Origin of the sequence: Streptomyces sp. NPDC086835 (assembly GCF_044745705.1) — a bacterium.
In the GTDB taxonomy this organism is placed as follows: Bacteria; Actinomycetota; Actinomycetes; order Streptomycetales; family Streptomycetaceae; genus Streptomyces.
This window is the reverse complement of the sequence record NZ_JBIVAU010000014.1, coordinates 55143-70711: the sequence shown is the minus strand read 5'-3', so window position 1 is coordinate 70711 and position 15569 is coordinate 55143. Positions and strand designations below refer to the sequence as shown.

Sequence of the window (15569 nt, the reverse complement as noted above, 5' to 3'; positions counted from 1 at the left end):
ACGCGAGGTATTGGAAACAGACGCGATGTGCTGGATCAGCTGATCCAGGACTCAGTGGTGAAGGATCTTCGACAGGAAGTCCTTGGCCCGGTCGCTGCGCGGGTTGCTGAAGAATTCCTCGGGCGATGCCTCTTCCACGATCTTGCCGTCGGCCATGAACACGACCCGGTTCGCGGCCGAACGGGCGAAGCCCATCTCATGAGTGACGACCACCATTGTCATCCCGTCACGTGCCAGCTGCTGCATGACCTCGAGAACCTCGTTGATCATCTCGGGGTCGAGCGCCGACGTCGGCTCGTCGAAGAGCATCACCTTCGGGTCCATCGCCAGCGCACGCGCGATCGCCACACGCTGCTGCTGGCCACCGGAGAGCTGCGCCGGGTACTTGTCGGCCTGCGCACCGACGCCCACGCGGTCCAGCAGGGCCCGGGCCTTGGTCTCCGCCGCCTTCTTGTCGGCCTTGCGTACCTTGATCTGGCCCAGCGTCACGTTCTCCAGCACGGTCTTGTGCGCGAAGAGGTTGAACGACTGGAAGACCATGCCCACGTCGGCGCGCAGCCGGGCGAGCTCCTTGCCCTCGTGCGGCAGCGGCTTGCCGTCGATCGAGATCGCGCCGGAGTCGATCGTCTCCAGGCGGTTGATGGTGCGGCACAGCGTGGACTTTCCGGACCCGGAGGGTCCGATGACGACCACGACCTCGCCCCTGGCGATGGTCAGGTCGATGTCCTGGAGCACATGCAGCGCGCCGAAGTGCTTGTTCACGTTGCTCAGCACGACCAGATCGGCCGTGGGCACCGCGTCCTCGGCGTCCTTGGTCACTGACACTCCGCTCATCGGCTTCTTGCTCCGTCCTCCTCGGTTGGGAGGACCCTAGTCACCCACTGCGACCAGCGTCATTACATCTGAGGGGAAATTGAGCATAACGATCCGGCCTCATCCGGACACTATGTGTGAACAGGGTGGTCCACTGCGATACCGGGTGGATAACGGAACCGTTCGGCGCCCGGAAGCCTCTTGACTGTGCGCCGTGACATCCGCGTTGATGCCCTGTGGTGTGTCGCGAACCATTCGTACAACACCGCACGACCAACACCGCACGACCGCGCCACGAACACCACACGACCGGAGGGGGGCCATGAGGCTGCTGCTCGTCGAGGACGACGACCATGTCGCCGCCGCCCTGTCGGCGGTGCTCGCCAGGCACGGCTTCGAGGTGGTCCACGCCCGCAACGGCGAGGAAGCCCTTCGCGCCGTCCTGCCCGCCACCGACCCGGCCAAGCCGCCCTTCGGGGTCGTCCTCCTGGACCTCGGCCTGCCCGATCAGGACGGATACCAGGTCTGCGGCAAGATCAGGAAGCTCACGTCCACGCCCGTGATCATGGTGACCGCGCGCTCGGACGTCCGCTCCCGCATCCACGGACTCAACCTCGGCGCCGACGACTATGTGGTCAAGCCGTACGACACGGGGGAGCTGCTCGCCCGGATCCACGCGGTCAGCCGGCGCACCACCGCCGGTGACGACGCCGGTGCGCCCGCCTCCGACGAGGCGCTGCGGCTCGGGCCGGTCACCATCGAGCTGCCCACCCGCAGGGTCAGCGTCGACGGGGCTGACGTGCAGCTCACGCGCAAGGAGTTCGACCTGCTGGCGCTGCTCGCCCAGCGCCCGGGAGTGGTCTTCCGGCGTGAGCAGATCATCAGCGAGGTGTGGCGGACCAGCTGGGAGGGCACCGGCCGCACGCTCGAGGTGCATGTGGCGTCGCTGCGCTCGAAGCTCCGGATGCCGGCCCTGATCGAGACCGTGCGGGGTGTCGGCTACCGGCTCGTCGCGCCCGCCGGGGCGTAAGGTCCCTCGCTCCGGTGCGTACCCGACTCCTTCCGCTCCTCATCGTGCTCATGGCCGGTGTGCTGCTGGCGCTCGGCTTTCCGCTGGCGGTGAGCGTTGCGGCGGCGCAGCAGCAGGGCGTCGTCGTCGACCGGATCGACGACACCGTGCGTTTCGCGGCGCTGGCCCAGTTCGTCACCGACCAGGGCTCCACCCGGGACGAGCGCCGCTCCACGCTGCAGGAGCAGCTCGACCGGTACCACGACACGTACGGGATCAAGGCGGGCGTCTTCTACCGCAGTGGTGACTCCATGGCCCGCGCACCCCACGACTGGTACGTGCCGGGCGAGGGCGAGGGCCGCGAGGCGTTCCAGGAGGCGCTCACCGGCCGGCGCAGCGACGACCCGCCGCAGGTGTGGCCCTGGCAGCGCGGCGAACGGCTCGTCGTCGCCTCGCCCGTCGTACGGGACGGGGACGTCGTCGCCGTCGTGTTCACCGACTCGCCCACCGACCAGCTGCGCTCGCGGGTCCTGCGCGGCTGGCTGCTGATCGCCGCCGGCGAGTCCGCCGCGATGCTCGTCGCCGTCGGCGCGGCCTTCCGGCTGACCGGGTGGGTGCTGCGGCCCGTACGGATCCTGGACGCCGCCACCCACGACATCGCGACCGGCCGGATGAACTCGCGGGTCGCTGCCGCCGGGGGGCCGCCGGAACTCAGACGGCTGGCGCGCTCGTTCAACGAGATGGCCGACAACGTCGAGGAAGTCCTCGAACAGCAGCGGGCCTTCGTCGCGGACGCGTCCCACCAGCTGCGCAACCCGCTCGCCGCCCTTCTGCTGCGCATCGAACTGCTCGCCCTCGAACTCCCCGAGGGGAACGCCGAGATCGCCTCCGTCCGCACCGAGGGCAAACGCCTCGCCCAGGTCCTCGACGACCTGCTGGACCTGGCGCTCGCCGAGCACGCCTCCGCGGAGCTCCAGCTCACCGACATCGGCGAGCTGACCACCGAGCGGGTCGCCGCCTGGCGGCCGCTCGCCGACGAGAAGCGAGTGGCGCTGTCCTACGAGCCGGCCGCGGTCACCGCCTGGGCGGACCCGGTGGCGCTCTCCAGCGCACTGGATGCGGTGATCGACAACGCCCTGAAGTTCACCCCGCAGGGCGAGCAGGTCACCGTCGAGGTCGCGGCGCAGGGCAACACGTCGACCATCGTGATCACCGACCGCGGCCCGGGCCTGACCGACGAGGAGCTCTCCCGGATCGGTGACCGCTTCTGGCGCAGCGGCCGTCACCAGAACGTGAAAGGCTCCGGCCTCGGCCTGTCCATCTCGAGGGCGCTGCTGACGGCCGGCGGCGGGTCCATCGCGTACGCGCACCACGAACCCCACGGCCTGGAGGTGACGCTCACGCTGCCGCGGACCCACGCGAAGGACGCCTGAGACCACCGGGTGGGGACCGCTGGAAGCGGGCGGGTCCCGGCGTCGCTGCTACGGCTTGACCGAGCGGTAGTAGCGCCGCGCGCCTTCGTGCAGGGGCAGCGGGTCCGTGTAGACGGCCGTCCGCAGGTCGACCAGCTGGGCGGGGTGCACGGTGTTGCCGATGCGGTCCCGGCTCCTGATCACCGTGCGGGTGAAGCCCTCCGTCTGCGCCGCGCTCATCCGGTCCGTGGTGACCAGCAGGTTGGCCACCGCGACGGTCTCGACGGGCAGTCCGCCCTGGGCCTGCGGGTAGGCGTCGGCAGGCATCACGGCGGAGCGGTAGTAGCTGGTCGTATCGCCCGACGCGTGGAGCTTCGAGACCAGTTCCGGCTCCAGCGCGACCAGCCGGACCGGGAAGCGCTCCGACAGCTTCTGCACCGTGTTGGTGGGCAGCCCGCCGGACCAGAAGAACGCGTCGATGCGGCCCTTCTCCAACTGGCCCGGAGCCACGTTGATGCCCGACGGGAGTGCGGTGATGTCCTGCGCGGGATCGATCCCGGCGGCCTTCATCAGCCGGTCGGCGACCAGCCGGATGCCCGAGCCGTCCTGCCCGACGCCGACCACTTTGCCGCGCAGGTCGGCCACCGACCTGACCGGCGAGTCCCGGGGCACCACGAGCTGGACGTAGTCGTCGTACAGCCGGGCGCAGCCCCGCAGCCGGGCGGCGCCCGCCAGCCCTTCCCGCTTGTACTTCGCGACGGCGTCGGCGGTGGCGATGGTGAAGTCGGCCTCCCCGGACGCCACCCGCTCGAGGTTCTGCTGAGACCCCTCGCTGGTGCGCAGGTCTATCGCGACGTGGGGCATGTCGCGGGCCAGCGCGTCCTTCAGCAGCACGCCGTAGCGCTGGTAGACACCGCTGTGCGACCCGGTGCTCAGCGTCAGCTTCCCGCTCGGCGACGACTGGCCGAACGGCAGCAGCCACCACAGCAGCAGCCCGAGGACCACCAGGGCAGCGGCGGCGCCCTGAAGAGCGCGGCGGCGGCCGAGGCGGGAGAGGACGGGAAGAGCCGGGAGCATGGCGCGATCCTGCCAGCTCACTCCTTGTGATGGCCAGGCCCGGCCTTGCCGGAGGAGGGGTCGCACTGTCGGTGCGACCCCGTACCCTGGTGGGCGCGATGAGTGCGAAAACTTACGAGGTGCGCACCTACGGGTGCCAGATGAACGTCCACGACTCCGAGCGGCTGTCAGGCCTGCTGGAGGACGCGGGATACGTACGCGCGCCCGAAGGCGCCGACGGTGACGCCGATGTCGTCGTCTTCAACACCTGCGCGGTGCGGGAGAACGCGGACAACAAGCTCTACGGCAATCTCGGCCGGCTCGCCCCGATGAAGTCGCGGCGCCCCGGGATGCAGATCGCCGTGGGCGGCTGCCTGGCGCAGAAGGACCGCGACACCATCGTCACCAAGGCGCCGTGGGTCGACGTCGTCTTCGGTACGCACAACATCGGAAAGCTTCCGGTGCTCCTCGAGCGCGCCCGTGTCCAGGAAGAGGCACAGGTCGAGATCGCGGAATCGCTCGAGGCGTTCCCCTCCACCCTGCCGACGCGCCGTGAGTCGGCGTACGCGGCGTGGGTCTCGATCTCCGTCGGCTGCAACAACACCTGCACCTTCTGCATCGTGCCCGCGCTGCGCGGCAAGGAGAAGGACCGCCGGCCCGGCGACATCCTCGCCGAGATCGAGGCACTCGTCGCGGAGGGCGTCAGCGAGATCACCCTGCTCGGCCAGAACGTCAACGCGTACGGGTCCGACATCGGCGACCGTGAGGCCTTCAGCAAGCTGCTGCGCGCCTGCGGGAACATCGAAGGACTCGAGCGGGTCCGGTTCACCTCGCCCCACCCGCGCGACTTCACGGACGACGTGATCGCCGCCATGGCCGAGACGCCGAACGTGATGCCGCAGTTGCACATGCCGCTGCAGTCGGGATCGGACACGATCCTCAAGGCGATGCGCCGCTCGTACCGGCAGGAGCGCTTCCTCGGGATCATCGAGAAGGTGCGCGCGGCCATTCCGCACGCCGCCATCTCCACCGACATCATCGTGGGCTTCCCCGGCGAGACCGAGGAGGACTTCGAGCAGACCATGCACACCGTGCGCGAGGCCCGCTTCGCCAACGCCTTCACGTTCCAGTACTCCAAGCGCCCCGGGACCCCGGCCGCGACCATGGACGGGCAGATCCCCAAGGAGGTCGTCCAGGAGCGGTACATGCGTCTGGTCGCCCTCCAGGAGGAGATCTCCTGGGAGGAGAACAAGAAGCAGGTCGGCCGCATGCTCGAGGTGATGGTCGCCGAAGGCGAGGGCCGCAAGGACGGGGCCACCCACCGGCTCTCCGGCCGGGCCCCCGACAACCGCCTCGTCCACTTCACGAAGCCGGACGCCGAGGTGCGCCCCGGCGACGTGGTCACCGTCGAGATCACCTACGCCGCCCCGCACCACCTCCTGGCGGAGGGCGCGGTGACATCCGTGCGCCGCACCCGCGCGGGAGACGCGTGGGAGAAGCGCAACGGTGCCGAGGCCGCGAAGCCGGCCGGTGTGATGCTGGGCCTGCCCTCGCTGGGCGTCCCGGCGCCGCTGCCGCCGGTGACGGGCGGTTGCGCGGCAGGCTGACGAACGCCGCAGGGGGTCGGCCCCGCCGGGCGACGGCCTGGGACGGTCCGGCCGCCTGGGCCCGGCAGGTGCCCGACTCACGCAGCCCGCCGACTAGGCTGCGGATCATGCTCGTAGCCGCCGCCGTGTGTCCGTGCCCGCCGCTCCTCGTGCCCGAGGTCGCCTCCGGGGCCGCGTCCGAACTGGACGCGACTCGCGCCGCGTGTGCCGACGCCGTGGCCGTTCTCGCCGCGGCGGAACCGGACCTGCTGATCGCGGTCGGACCCGCGGAGCACGATCGGCGCGGACCGCACGCCGCGGGCACCACCGGCTCCTTCCGGGAGTTCGGCGTGGAACTGGACGTCCGGCTCGGCGACGGCCCCCGGCAGGAACGGACGCTGCCGCCTTCACTGGCTGTCGGCGCCTGGCTTCTCGCCCGCGGCGACTGGGCGGCCGCTCCGGTCGAAGGCCTCGGGGTCGGCGAACCCCTCGACGGGCACCGGTGCATGACGGCCGGGAAAGAACTCGCCGCCCGCGCCGGACGGGTCGCGCTTCTGGTGATGGGCGACGGCAGTGCCTGCCGCACGCTCAAAGCGCCCGGCTACCTCGACGAGCGGGCCGCGGACTTCGACCGGCGGGCCGCCGACGCGCTCGGCGCGGCCGACATCGAAGGGCTCAGAGCGCTCGACGAGTCGCTGGCCCGCGAGCTCAGGGTGTCGGGCCGCGCCCCGTGGCAGGTCCTCGCCGGAGCCGCACAGGGCGCCGGGCTCACGGGCCGGCTGCTCCATGAGAGTGATCCGTACGGTGTCGGGTACTTCGTAGCGGCCTGGTCACAGGCCTGAGCCTGGGGCTCAGCGGGAAAAGATCTCCGGACGCGGGAGGGCGGCGGTGGAGCCTTGCTCCACCGCCGCCCTCCGCCGAACCGCTCCGGTGACCCTCAGGCCGCCGGCGGTGGCGTCCCGCCGTCGTCCTTGTGCGCGATGCGGCCGAGGGCCTGCTTCGCCTTCCCGGTACCCGTCTCGATCTTGTTGCTGTACTTGCCCTTGGTCTTGTCGTCGACCTTCTTGGCAGCTTTCTCCAGCGTCTGCCCGATCCTGCCCTCGTGCTGCTGGGCAAGGCCGGACACCTTGTCCTTCGCGGGGCCGAGCTTGGTCTTCAGGTTGTCCAGGAAGCCCATGGGGCACCTTCCCTCGTCGCGGCTGCTACTTGCGGGCGCCTTCGCCGGCCTCGCTGTCCGCCGCCTCCCCGGCCGATTGCTGCCTCGGGATCTCCACTGCCTCGGCCGCGGTGTCTCCGTCGAGGGGAGGTACCGCGGGTTCGGCGGCGGCATCGGTTGATCCGGTGGCCTCGACGGCTCCGGCGGCAGGCGCCGCCTCTTCCGCCTGCTCCGCCGCAGCCGGGGCCTCGGCCGTGCAGTCGCTCACCTCGGACCGCCCTGACTCCTCGGACTCCTCGGCGGGAGTTCCGGCAGCTGCCTCCGGTGCCGACGCCTCCTCGGCTGCTGTGGGCTTACCGCGAAACCATGAGAAAACACCCATATCTACTCCATACCCTACTCGTGCGGGCGAAGTTCCGCGCCGCCCGGAGCGCCGTCTTGCGTCACGCGCGGACGCCGGTCCGGAAACCGGCGTTCGGAACCTCGCAACAGGCAACGACCCCGAGTCGCCGCCGTCACCTCGCTCGTTCGGGGACACGCGCCAGGGTTTGCGAGACTGGGGCGGTGAGAAGTGCAGCTCCCGCCCCGCGGGTCATCGCCGTCGTCGGTCCCACCGCAGCCGGAAAGTCCGATCTGGGGGTGTTTCTCGCCCGGCAACTGAACGGCGAGGTCGTCAACGCGGACTCCATGCAGCTCTACCGGGGGATGGACATCGGCACCGCCAAGCTGACGACCGAAGAGCGCGGCGGGGTGCCGCATCGGCTCCTCGACATCTGGGACGTCACCCAGGCCGCGAGCGTCGCCGAGTACCAGAGGTTGGCGAGGGCGGAGATCGACCGGCTGCTCGCCGAGGGGCGCACCCCGGTACTCGTCGGAGGCTCCGGGCTCTATGTGCGCGGCGCGATCGACGCCCTCGAGTTCCCGGGCACCGACCCGAAGGTGCGGGCGCGTCTGGAGGAGGAGCTGACGGTGCGCGGACCCGGCGCCCTGCACGCCAGGCTGGCCGCCGCCGACCCGGAGGCGGGCCGGGCGATCCTCCCGAGCAACGGCCGCCGGATCGTCAGGGCCCTCGAGGTCATCGAGATCACCGGCAAGCCCTTCACGGCCAACCTGCCCGGCCACGACGCCGTCTACGACACCGTGCAGATCGGCGTCGACGTCGCACGGCCCGAGCTCGACGAGCGCATCGCCGTACGTGTGGACCGGATGTGGGAGGCCGGCCTCGTCGACGAGGTGCGCGCACTCGAGGCGCAGGGGCTCAGGGAGGGACGCACGGCCTCGCGGGCGCTCGGCTACCAGCAGGTGCTGACGGCTCTCGCCGGAGAATGCAGCGAACAGGAGGCACGCGACGAGACCGTGCGCGCCACGAAGCGCTTCGCGCGCCGCCAGGACTCGTGGTTCCGGCGCGACCCGAGGGTGCACTGGCTGAGCGGTGCCGCCGCCGACAGGACGGAACTTCCGCACCGCGCGCTGGCGTTGATCGAACGAGCGGTCACAGCCTGATCACGTGATGGCATCGGGACGCTCCGGCCGTCATTCCGGCCCCTGGGAGCGTGCCATCATCGAGCATCGATCGACAGTTGAGTCCGAGTTGGGAGGGCGCGTGGCGATGGAGGCCGGCCCTCGCGACACGGAACAGCAACGACGGGATGCGGCGGACGGCGCGTCCGGTCTCAGCCCGGACGGGCCCGACGAGCAGGATGTGCTCGCCGACGAGGTCGAGGTCGAGCTGCGTCCGCAGCGGCGGCTCAGGATCTGGCAGCTCGCCCCCATCGTCGTTCTCGCCGCCGTCGGCTCGCTGATGTTCGCCTTCCCGCTCGCCTTCGGTACGGGCGACGGGGGAGCGGTCGTGGCCATGCTCGGGTTGCTGCTCAGCTGCTGCGCCGCCGGCTGGGGCGTGATGGCGGCGCGCCGTGTCGGCCACACCTGGCCGGGCCTGCCGTCGCGCGGTTCGGGCGAGCGCCCCGACTGGCGTGTGATCGCCCTGTACGTGGGCGTCGCCGCGGTGCTCGTCGCACTCGCCGTGTGGCGTGTGGCACGGCTGAGGTGACCGGCGCCGACCGCTGTCGGACCGTCCTCGTACGATGGAGCATGTGAGCACCTCGCAGACGTCACCCCTCCCTTTCCTCAAGGGTCACGGGACCGAGAACGACTTCGTGATCGTCCCCGACCCCGACAACGCCGTGGACCTGCCCCCGGCCGCCGTCGCCCGGCTGTGCGACCGCCGGGCCGGTATCGGCGGTGACGGGCTGCTGCGCGTGGTGCGCTCGGCCGCCCACCCGGAGGCGCGGGACATGGCCGGCGAGGCCGAGTGGTTCATGGACTATCGCAACGCGGACGGCTCGATCGCGGAGATGTGCGGCAACGGCGTCCGGGTCTTCGCCCGGTATCTCCAGCACGCGGGCCACGTCGACGCCGGCGACGTGTCCGTGGCGACCCGTGGCGGGATCAAGAAGGTCCACCTCGCCAAGGCGGTGCCCGGGAGCGGCGGCGCCGGCGACATCACGGTCTCCATGGGCCGGGCCGTGCTGCCCGAGGACGGCGTCACCGTGTCCGTCGGCGGCCGCAGCTGGCCGGCGAGGAACGTGAACATGGGCAACCCGCACGCGGTCGCCTTCGTCGAGGAGCTGGACCATGCGGGCGACCTGCTGACAGTGCCTCCGTTCACCCCCGCGTCGGTCTACCCCGACGGCGTCAATGTGGAGTTCGTCGTCGACCGCGGTGAGCGTCATGTGGCGATGCGGGTCCACGAGCGCGGCTCCGGCGAGACCCGCTCGTGCGGCACCGGCGCCTGCGCCGTCGCCGTGGCCGCCGCGCGCCGCGACGGTCTGGATCCGGCCGCCACCGGCGCTCCCGTCACCTACACGGTCGATCTGCCCGGTGGCCGGCTCCGTATCACCGAGCGGCCCGACGGGGAGATCGAGATGACCGGCGCCGCTGTCATCGTCGCCGAGGGCGTGATCGACCCCGTTCTCCTCGAAACCGTGACCTCCTAGGGCTTCGCTCGAATGGGTGATCCGTTTCACGCTGGGCGAGAGCTGGACTGCGCCACGTGGTGGGCTCGGTAGCATCAAGCACCGGCCCGGAGGCACGCCAGCTCTCCGTACCGCCGGTCGAAGCTGCCGGAGGTGCCCATGAGCGCAGAGGCCACCAACCCAGGTGCCCACAGCCGCAGGCGCGGCCGTCCCAGGATCGACCTGCGCAGGCTGGGCCGCGCCGCTCTGCTGGGCCCCACGGGCCGCGACCGGCTCCCCGACGCGATCGGCCATGTCGTGGACGCCCACCGGGCCCACTACCCCGACGCCGACCTCGCCACACTGCACAAGGCGTACGTACTGGCGGAGTCCTCCCACCGCGGGCAGTTCCGCAAGAGCGGCGATCCCTACATCACCCACCCGCTCGCGGTGACCCTGATCCTGGCCGAACTGGGCGCGGAGACAACGACGCTGACCGCTTCTCTGCTCCACGACACGGTCGAGGACACGGATGTGACACTCGATCAGGTGAGATCGGAGTTCGGGGCCGAGGTCGGTTACCTCGTCGACGGCGTCACCAAACTGGAGAAGGTCGACTACGGCGCCGCGGCCGAGCCGGAGACCTTCCGCAAGATGCTCGTCGCGACGGGCAACGACGTCCGGGTGATGTCGATCAAACTCGCCGACCGGCTGCACAACATGCGCACCCTCGGGGTGATGCGGCCGGAGAAACAGGCGCGCATCGCCAAGGTCACCCGCGACGTGCTGATCCCGCTCGCCGAACGGCTCGGTGTGCAGGCCCTCAAGACGGAACTGGAAGACCTGGTCTTCGCGATCCTGCACCCCGAGGAGTACGAGCGGACCCGGGCGCTGATCGCCGAGAACTCCACCGCGTGCACCGCGCTCGCCGCCATCGCGGACGACTTCCGTGCCGCGCTGCGTGAAGCCGGCATCAGCGCCGAAGTGCTCATCAGACCGCGGCACTTCGTGTCCGTCCACCGGGTCTGCCTGAAGCGGTCGCAGCTGCGCAGCACGGACTTCGGCCGGCTGCTGATCCTCGTCGGGGAGGACGCCGACTGCTATGCCGTCCTCGGCGAACTGCACACCTGCTTCACGCCGGTGATCTCGGAGTTCAAGGACTTCATCGCGGCTCCCAAGTTCAACCTGTACCAGTCCCTGCACACCGCCGTCGCGGGTCCCGACGGGGCGGTCGCCGAAGTCCTCATCCGCACGCACCAGATGCACAAGGTCGCAGAGGCGGGTGTGGTCGCACTGGGCAACCCGTACGTACCGGTGGAGGGTGCCGAGCCTGCGGAGGGTGAGCGGGCCGACCCGACCAGACCCGGCTGGCTCTCCCGGCTGCTGGAGTGGCAGGAGTCCACGCCGGACCCGGACACCTTCTGGACCTCGCTGCGTGCGGACCTGGCGCAGGACAGGGAGATCACCGTCTTCGGTGCCGACGGCCGGGCCCTCGGACTGCCGGCCGGCGCGAGCTGCGTGGACGCCGCCTACGCCCAGTACGGCGAGAAGGCGCACACCTGCATCGGGGCGCGGGTCAACGGCCGGCTGGCAACGCTCAGTACGGTCCTCGGCGACGGCGACACCGTGCATGTCCTGCTGGCGCAGGACAGCGCCTCCGGCCCGTCGCCGCAGTGGCTCGACCACGCCCGCACCCCTGCCGCCCGCATCGCCATCACCAGCTGGCTCGACGCGCATCCGCAGCGGGCCGCGGCGCCCTCCACCGCTCCCCGCCGCCCCGCCCCGCTCCCCGCCGGCCGGCCGGCCTCCGCGAACGCCGTCGTGGACCTCCCGGAGGCAACCGTCCGGCTCGCCGGCTGTTGTACACCCGTGCCGCCGGACGCGGTCACCGGCTTCCCCGTGCGCGGCGGAGCCGTCACCGTCCACCGGCAGGAGTGCCCCGCCGTGGCCCGTATGACCGACGGGGGGCGTGAGCCGGTACCGGTGCGCTGGGGTGACGTGGCGGAGTGCCGGGTCACCCTGGTCGCCGAGTCCTTCGGCCGGCCCCGCCTCCTCGCGGACCTCACGGAAGTCATCGCGGGGGAAGGGGCCGCGATCGTCTCGGCCACGGTGGAGCCGCCGACGGAGCAGCGGGTACGGCACACGTACACACTCCAACTGCCCGACGCGGCCGGACTTCCGGCTCTCATGCGGGCGATGCGGGACGTGCCGGGGGTGTACGACGTCAGCCGCACCCAGCATCCGGCGGCCACCGCCTGACCCCGTTCGGGTGGGTGGGTGACTGTGTGTCGCGTGCCGCCACGGTCCGTGCGAAGAGCGCTGGTAGCGGTAGGGCATGCTGCACACCCCCCGGCGCCGTCTGCGTGCCGCCCTGCTGGCCGCTGCCTCGGCCACCCTTGTCGCCGCCACCCTGCCGTCGCCGGAACCGCTCGGCATCGGTGACCGGCTCTTCCCCGCGCTGGGCAATCCCGGCTACGACGTTCTCGAGTACGACATCTCCCTCACCTACGAGGGCCGTAACGACAAGCCCCTCGACGCCGTCACGAAGATCGACGCCTGGTCGACCCGGAGGCTCGACCGCGTCAATCTCGACTTCACCCACGGCGAGGTCCGCTCGGTCATGGTGAACGACACCCCGGCCGACTTCGCCGGGGCCGGCGAGGACCTCGTCATCGATCCGCCCGCGACCATCCCCGAGGGATCGCGGATGCAGATCACGGTGACCCACACGAGCGACCCGCGGGGCTCCAAGAACGCCGGCGGCTGGGTGCGTACGGGCGACGGTCTGGTGATGGCCAACCAGGCGGACGCCGCGCACAGGGTCTTCCCCTCCAACGACCACCCCTCCGACAAGGCGTACTTCACGTTCCGGGTCACCGCGCCGCGGGACATCACGGTGGTGGCCAACGGGCGTCGTGTCGCCAGTGCGTGGACCGACGAGCAGGCCTCATGGGTCTACCGCACCGGTCACCCCATGGCCACCGAGCTGGCCCAGGTATCGCTCGGCCGCTCTGCGGTCGTCGAGCGGGAGGGCCCGCACGGCCTTCCCCTGCGCGACGTCGTGCCCGCTGCCGACCGCGAGAAGCTGGAGCGCTGGCTGAAGAAGACGCCGGACCAGCTGAAGTGGATGGAGGAGAAGGTCGGCCGCTACCCCTTCGAGACGTACGGCGTGCTGGTCGCCGACGCAGACACGGGCTTCCAGCTGGAGACGCAGACGCTGTCGCTCTTCGAGCGCTCCCTGTTCACCTCGGGCGACTTCCCCGAGTGGTACGTCGACTCCATCATGGTCCACGAGCTGGCCCACCAGTGGTTCGGCAACAGCGTCTCGCCGCGCACCTGGTCCGACCTGTGGCTGAACGAGGGACACGCGAGCTGGTACGAGGCGCTGTACGCGCAGGAGAAGGCAGAGCAGCCGATGGAGACCCGGATGCGTCAGGCCTATGCGCGCTCCGACGCCTGGCGCGCCGCCGGCGGACCGCCCGCGGCGCCCGCCGCCCCCGCCGCCGGCCAGAAGATGAGCCTCTTCCGGCCCGTCGTCTACGACGGCAGCGCGCTGGTCCTGTACGCACTGCGGCAGGAGATCGGCACAGCCGCGTTCGAGCGCCTGGAGCGCCTGTGGGTCACGGAGCACCGGAACGGCACCGCAACCACGGAAGATTTCACGCAGCTCGCCTCGACCGTCGCGGGGCGTGACCTGTCGGCGTTCTTCCAGGCGTGGCTGTACGGCAAGAAGACCCCGCCGATGCCGGGGCACCCGGACTGGCGCAGCGATGCCGCGGGGGACAGCCGGGCAAAGACGGTCGGGCAAGTGCGCGGGCCGTTGAAATCGGGGTGACGGTGCCGGTACCCCCGTGCGACCATCGGCAGGTCGGCGGCGCGGCCGGGCCGGGGATCCCACGGGGAATCTTCCGGGACCGTCACGCGTTGTCATCTGTAACCGAGCACTCCGACGGTCATCCCGGCGGGAGGGCTCCCACATCGACGTAAGGATCCAATGACCTCCTCTTCATCCACTTCCCAGGAACAGCAGAGCTTGGCTGACACGCGCACCGAGAGCCTTCGGGCCGATGCCCTGATGGAAGAGGACGTCGCCTGGAGCTACGAGATCGACACCGAGCGGGACGGCGACCAGTTCGACCGCTCCGAACGGGCGGCGCTACGGCGTGTGGCGGGCCTCTCCACCGAACTCGAAGACGTCACAGAGGTCGAGTACCGGCAGCTGCGCCTCGAGCGGGTCGTGCTGGTCGGTGTCTGGACCACCGGGACGATGCAGGACGCCGAGAACTCCCTGGCGGAGCTCGCGGCCCTCGCCGAGACGGCGGGCGCACTGGTCCTCGACGGCGTCATCCAGCGCCGTGACAAGCCGGACCCGGCCACGTACATCGGCTCGGGCAAGGCGCAGGAGCTGCGGGACATCGTCCTCGAGTCCGGTGCCGACACCGTCGTCTGCGACGGTGAGCTGAGCCCCGGCCAGCTGATCCAGCTCGAAGACGTCGTCAAGGTCAAGGTGGTCGACCGTACCGCCCTGATCCTCGACATCTTCGCCCAGCACGCCAAGTCCCGAGAGGGCAAGGCGCAGGTGGCACTGGCGCAGATGCAGTACATGCTGCCCAGGCTCCGAGGCTGGGGTCAGTCGCTCTCCCGGCAGATGGGTGGCGGCGGCGGTGGCGGCATGGCCACGCGTGGTCCCGGTGAGACCAAGATCGAGACGGACCGGCGGCGGATCCGCGAGAAGATGGCGAAGATGCGCCGTGAGATCGCGGAGATGAAGACCGGGCGTGACATCAAGCGTCAGGAGCGCCGCCGTCATCGCGTGCCTTCCGTCGCGATCGCCGGTTACACCAACGCGGGCAAGTCGTCCCTGCTCAACCGTCTCACCGGCGCCGGTGTCCTCGTGGAGAACGCATTGTTCGCCACCCTGGACCCGACCGTCCGACGGGCCGAGACGCCGAGCGGCAGGGGCTACACCCTGGCCGACACGGTCGGCTTCGTACGGCACCTTCCGCACCACCTCGTCGAGGCGTTCCGTTCCACCATGGAGGAGGTCGGGGACTCCGACCTGATCCTGCACGTGGTCGACGGTTCGCATCCGGCACCGGAGGAGCAGCTGGCAGCCGTGCGCGAGGTGATCCGCGACGTGGGTGCGGTCGACGTGCCCGAGATCGTGGTGATCAACAAGGCGGACGCGGCCGATCCACTGGTGCTGCAGCGGCTGCTGCGCATCGAGCGGCATGCGATCGCGGTGTCGGCGCGGACCGGCGCGGGCATGGCCGAGCTGGTGCAGCTGATCGACGACGAGCTGCCGAGGCCGCAGATCGAGATCGAGGCGCTCGTGCCCTACACCGAGGGCGGGCTCGTCTCGCGGGTGCACGCCGACGGTGAGGTGCTCTCCGAGGAACACACCACGGAAGGCACCCTGCTGAAGGCGCGGGTGCACGAGGAGCTGGCTGCGGCCCTGTCTCCGTTCGTGCCTGCCGCGCACTGATCCGGCCCTGACCCACCGGACGACCGCTCCGGGACATGCACGAAGGCCCGCCCCCCGACGGGGGGCGGGCCTTCGTGCACTGCGGACGTCTCCCTGAC

At 70.7% G+C, this 15569-nt stretch carries 14 protein-coding genes; 10 read left to right on the top strand and 4 right to left on the bottom strand.

Going from position 1 to position 15569, the window contains the following annotated elements; translation table 11 throughout:
- Positions 1–51 precede the first annotated feature (51 nt).
- A complete protein-coding gene (locus ACIPJI_RS33305) occupies positions 52–834 on the bottom strand; it encodes an amino acid ABC transporter ATP-binding protein (RefSeq protein ID WP_159686208.1) in 783 nt (260 codons plus the stop codon).
- Positions 835–1135: 301 nt separating this feature from the next.
- Between ACIPJI_RS33305 and ACIPJI_RS33300 the strand changes: the two genes are divergently transcribed.
- On the top strand, positions 1136–1843 hold the full coding sequence (locus tag ACIPJI_RS33300) for a response regulator transcription factor (protein WP_307708622.1): 708 nt from the start codon (positions 1136–1138) through the stop codon (positions 1841–1843).
- 14 nt (positions 1844–1857) lie between these two features.
- The gene (locus tag ACIPJI_RS33295; RefSeq protein WP_402250598.1) at positions 1858–3255 is read left to right on the top strand and encodes a sensor histidine kinase; all 1398 of its coding nucleotides are present in this window, start codon (positions 1858–1860) and stop codon (positions 3253–3255) included.
- 48 nt (positions 3256–3303) lie between these two features.
- On the opposite strand, the gene ACIPJI_RS33290 is transcribed toward ACIPJI_RS33295, so the two are convergent.
- Positions 3304–4311: a TAXI family TRAP transporter solute-binding subunit gene (locus ACIPJI_RS33290; RefSeq protein WP_356621846.1), complete on the bottom strand. Its 1008-nt coding sequence runs from the start codon at positions 4309–4311 to the stop codon at positions 3304–3306.
- Between the two features lie 98 nt (positions 4312–4409).
- Here ACIPJI_RS33290 and miaB point away from each other — a divergent pair, with 98 nt between their 5' ends.
- Both miaB and ACIPJI_RS33280 read left to right on the top strand, forming a co-directional pair.
- Entirely contained in the window at positions 4410–5897 is a 1488-nt protein-coding gene (miaB, locus tag ACIPJI_RS33285; protein WP_402250596.1) for a tRNA (N6-isopentenyl adenosine(37)-C2)-methylthiotransferase MiaB, read from the top strand.
- Between the two features lie 107 nt (positions 5898–6004).
- On the top strand, positions 6005–6718 hold the full coding sequence (locus ACIPJI_RS33280) for a class III extradiol dioxygenase subunit B-like domain-containing protein (RefSeq protein ID WP_402250594.1): 714 nt from the start codon (positions 6005–6007) through the stop codon (positions 6716–6718).
- A 95-nt stretch (positions 6719–6813) separates the two neighbouring features.
- Here ACIPJI_RS33280 and ACIPJI_RS33275 read toward each other — a convergent pair whose 3' ends face one another.
- Together ACIPJI_RS33275 and ACIPJI_RS33270 are read right to left on the bottom strand one after the other, a co-directional pair.
- Positions 6814–7053: an antitoxin gene (locus tag ACIPJI_RS33275; protein ID WP_307708627.1), complete on the bottom strand. Its 240-nt coding sequence runs from the start codon at positions 7051–7053 to the stop codon at positions 6814–6816.
- A 25-nt stretch (positions 7054–7078) separates the two neighbouring features.
- A complete protein-coding gene (locus tag ACIPJI_RS33270; protein ID WP_402250592.1) occupies positions 7079–7300 on the bottom strand; it encodes a gliding motility protein in 222 nt (73 codons plus the stop codon).
- Between the two features lie 296 nt (positions 7301–7596).
- Here ACIPJI_RS33270 and miaA point away from each other — a divergent pair, with 296 nt between their 5' ends.
- The 6 genes from miaA to hflX all read left to right on the top strand — a co-directional run bounded on the left by miaA (position 7597) and on the right by hflX (position 15471).
- Positions 7597–8535: a tRNA (adenosine(37)-N6)-dimethylallyltransferase MiaA gene (miaA, locus tag ACIPJI_RS33265; RefSeq protein ID WP_307708629.1), complete on the top strand. Its 939-nt coding sequence runs from the start codon at positions 7597–7599 to the stop codon at positions 8533–8535.
- A gap of 106 nt (positions 8536–8641) precedes the next feature.
- The gene (locus tag ACIPJI_RS33260; protein WP_307710509.1) at positions 8642–9082 is read left to right on the top strand and encodes a hypothetical protein; all 441 of its coding nucleotides are present in this window, start codon (positions 8642–8644) and stop codon (positions 9080–9082) included.
- 34 nt (positions 9083–9116) lie between these two features.
- A complete protein-coding gene (gene dapF / locus ACIPJI_RS33255; protein WP_356621851.1) occupies positions 9117–10028 on the top strand; it encodes a diaminopimelate epimerase in 912 nt (303 codons plus the stop codon).
- A 138-nt stretch (positions 10029–10166) separates the two neighbouring features.
- Positions 10167–12245, top strand: a complete 2079-nt coding sequence (locus ACIPJI_RS33250) for an HD domain-containing protein (protein ID WP_356621852.1) — start codon at positions 10167–10169, stop codon at positions 12243–12245.
- 76 nt (positions 12246–12321) lie between these two features.
- Entirely contained in the window at positions 12322–13821 is a 1500-nt protein-coding gene (locus ACIPJI_RS33245) for a M1 family metallopeptidase (RefSeq protein ID WP_402250590.1), read from the top strand.
- Positions 13822–13980: 159 nt separating this feature from the next.
- Positions 13981–15471 (top strand): GTPase HflX, encoded by a 1491-nt coding sequence (gene hflX / locus ACIPJI_RS33240; RefSeq protein WP_307708633.1) that lies wholly within the window; start codon positions 13981–13983, stop codon positions 15469–15471.
- Positions 15472–15569 lie beyond the last annotated feature (98 nt).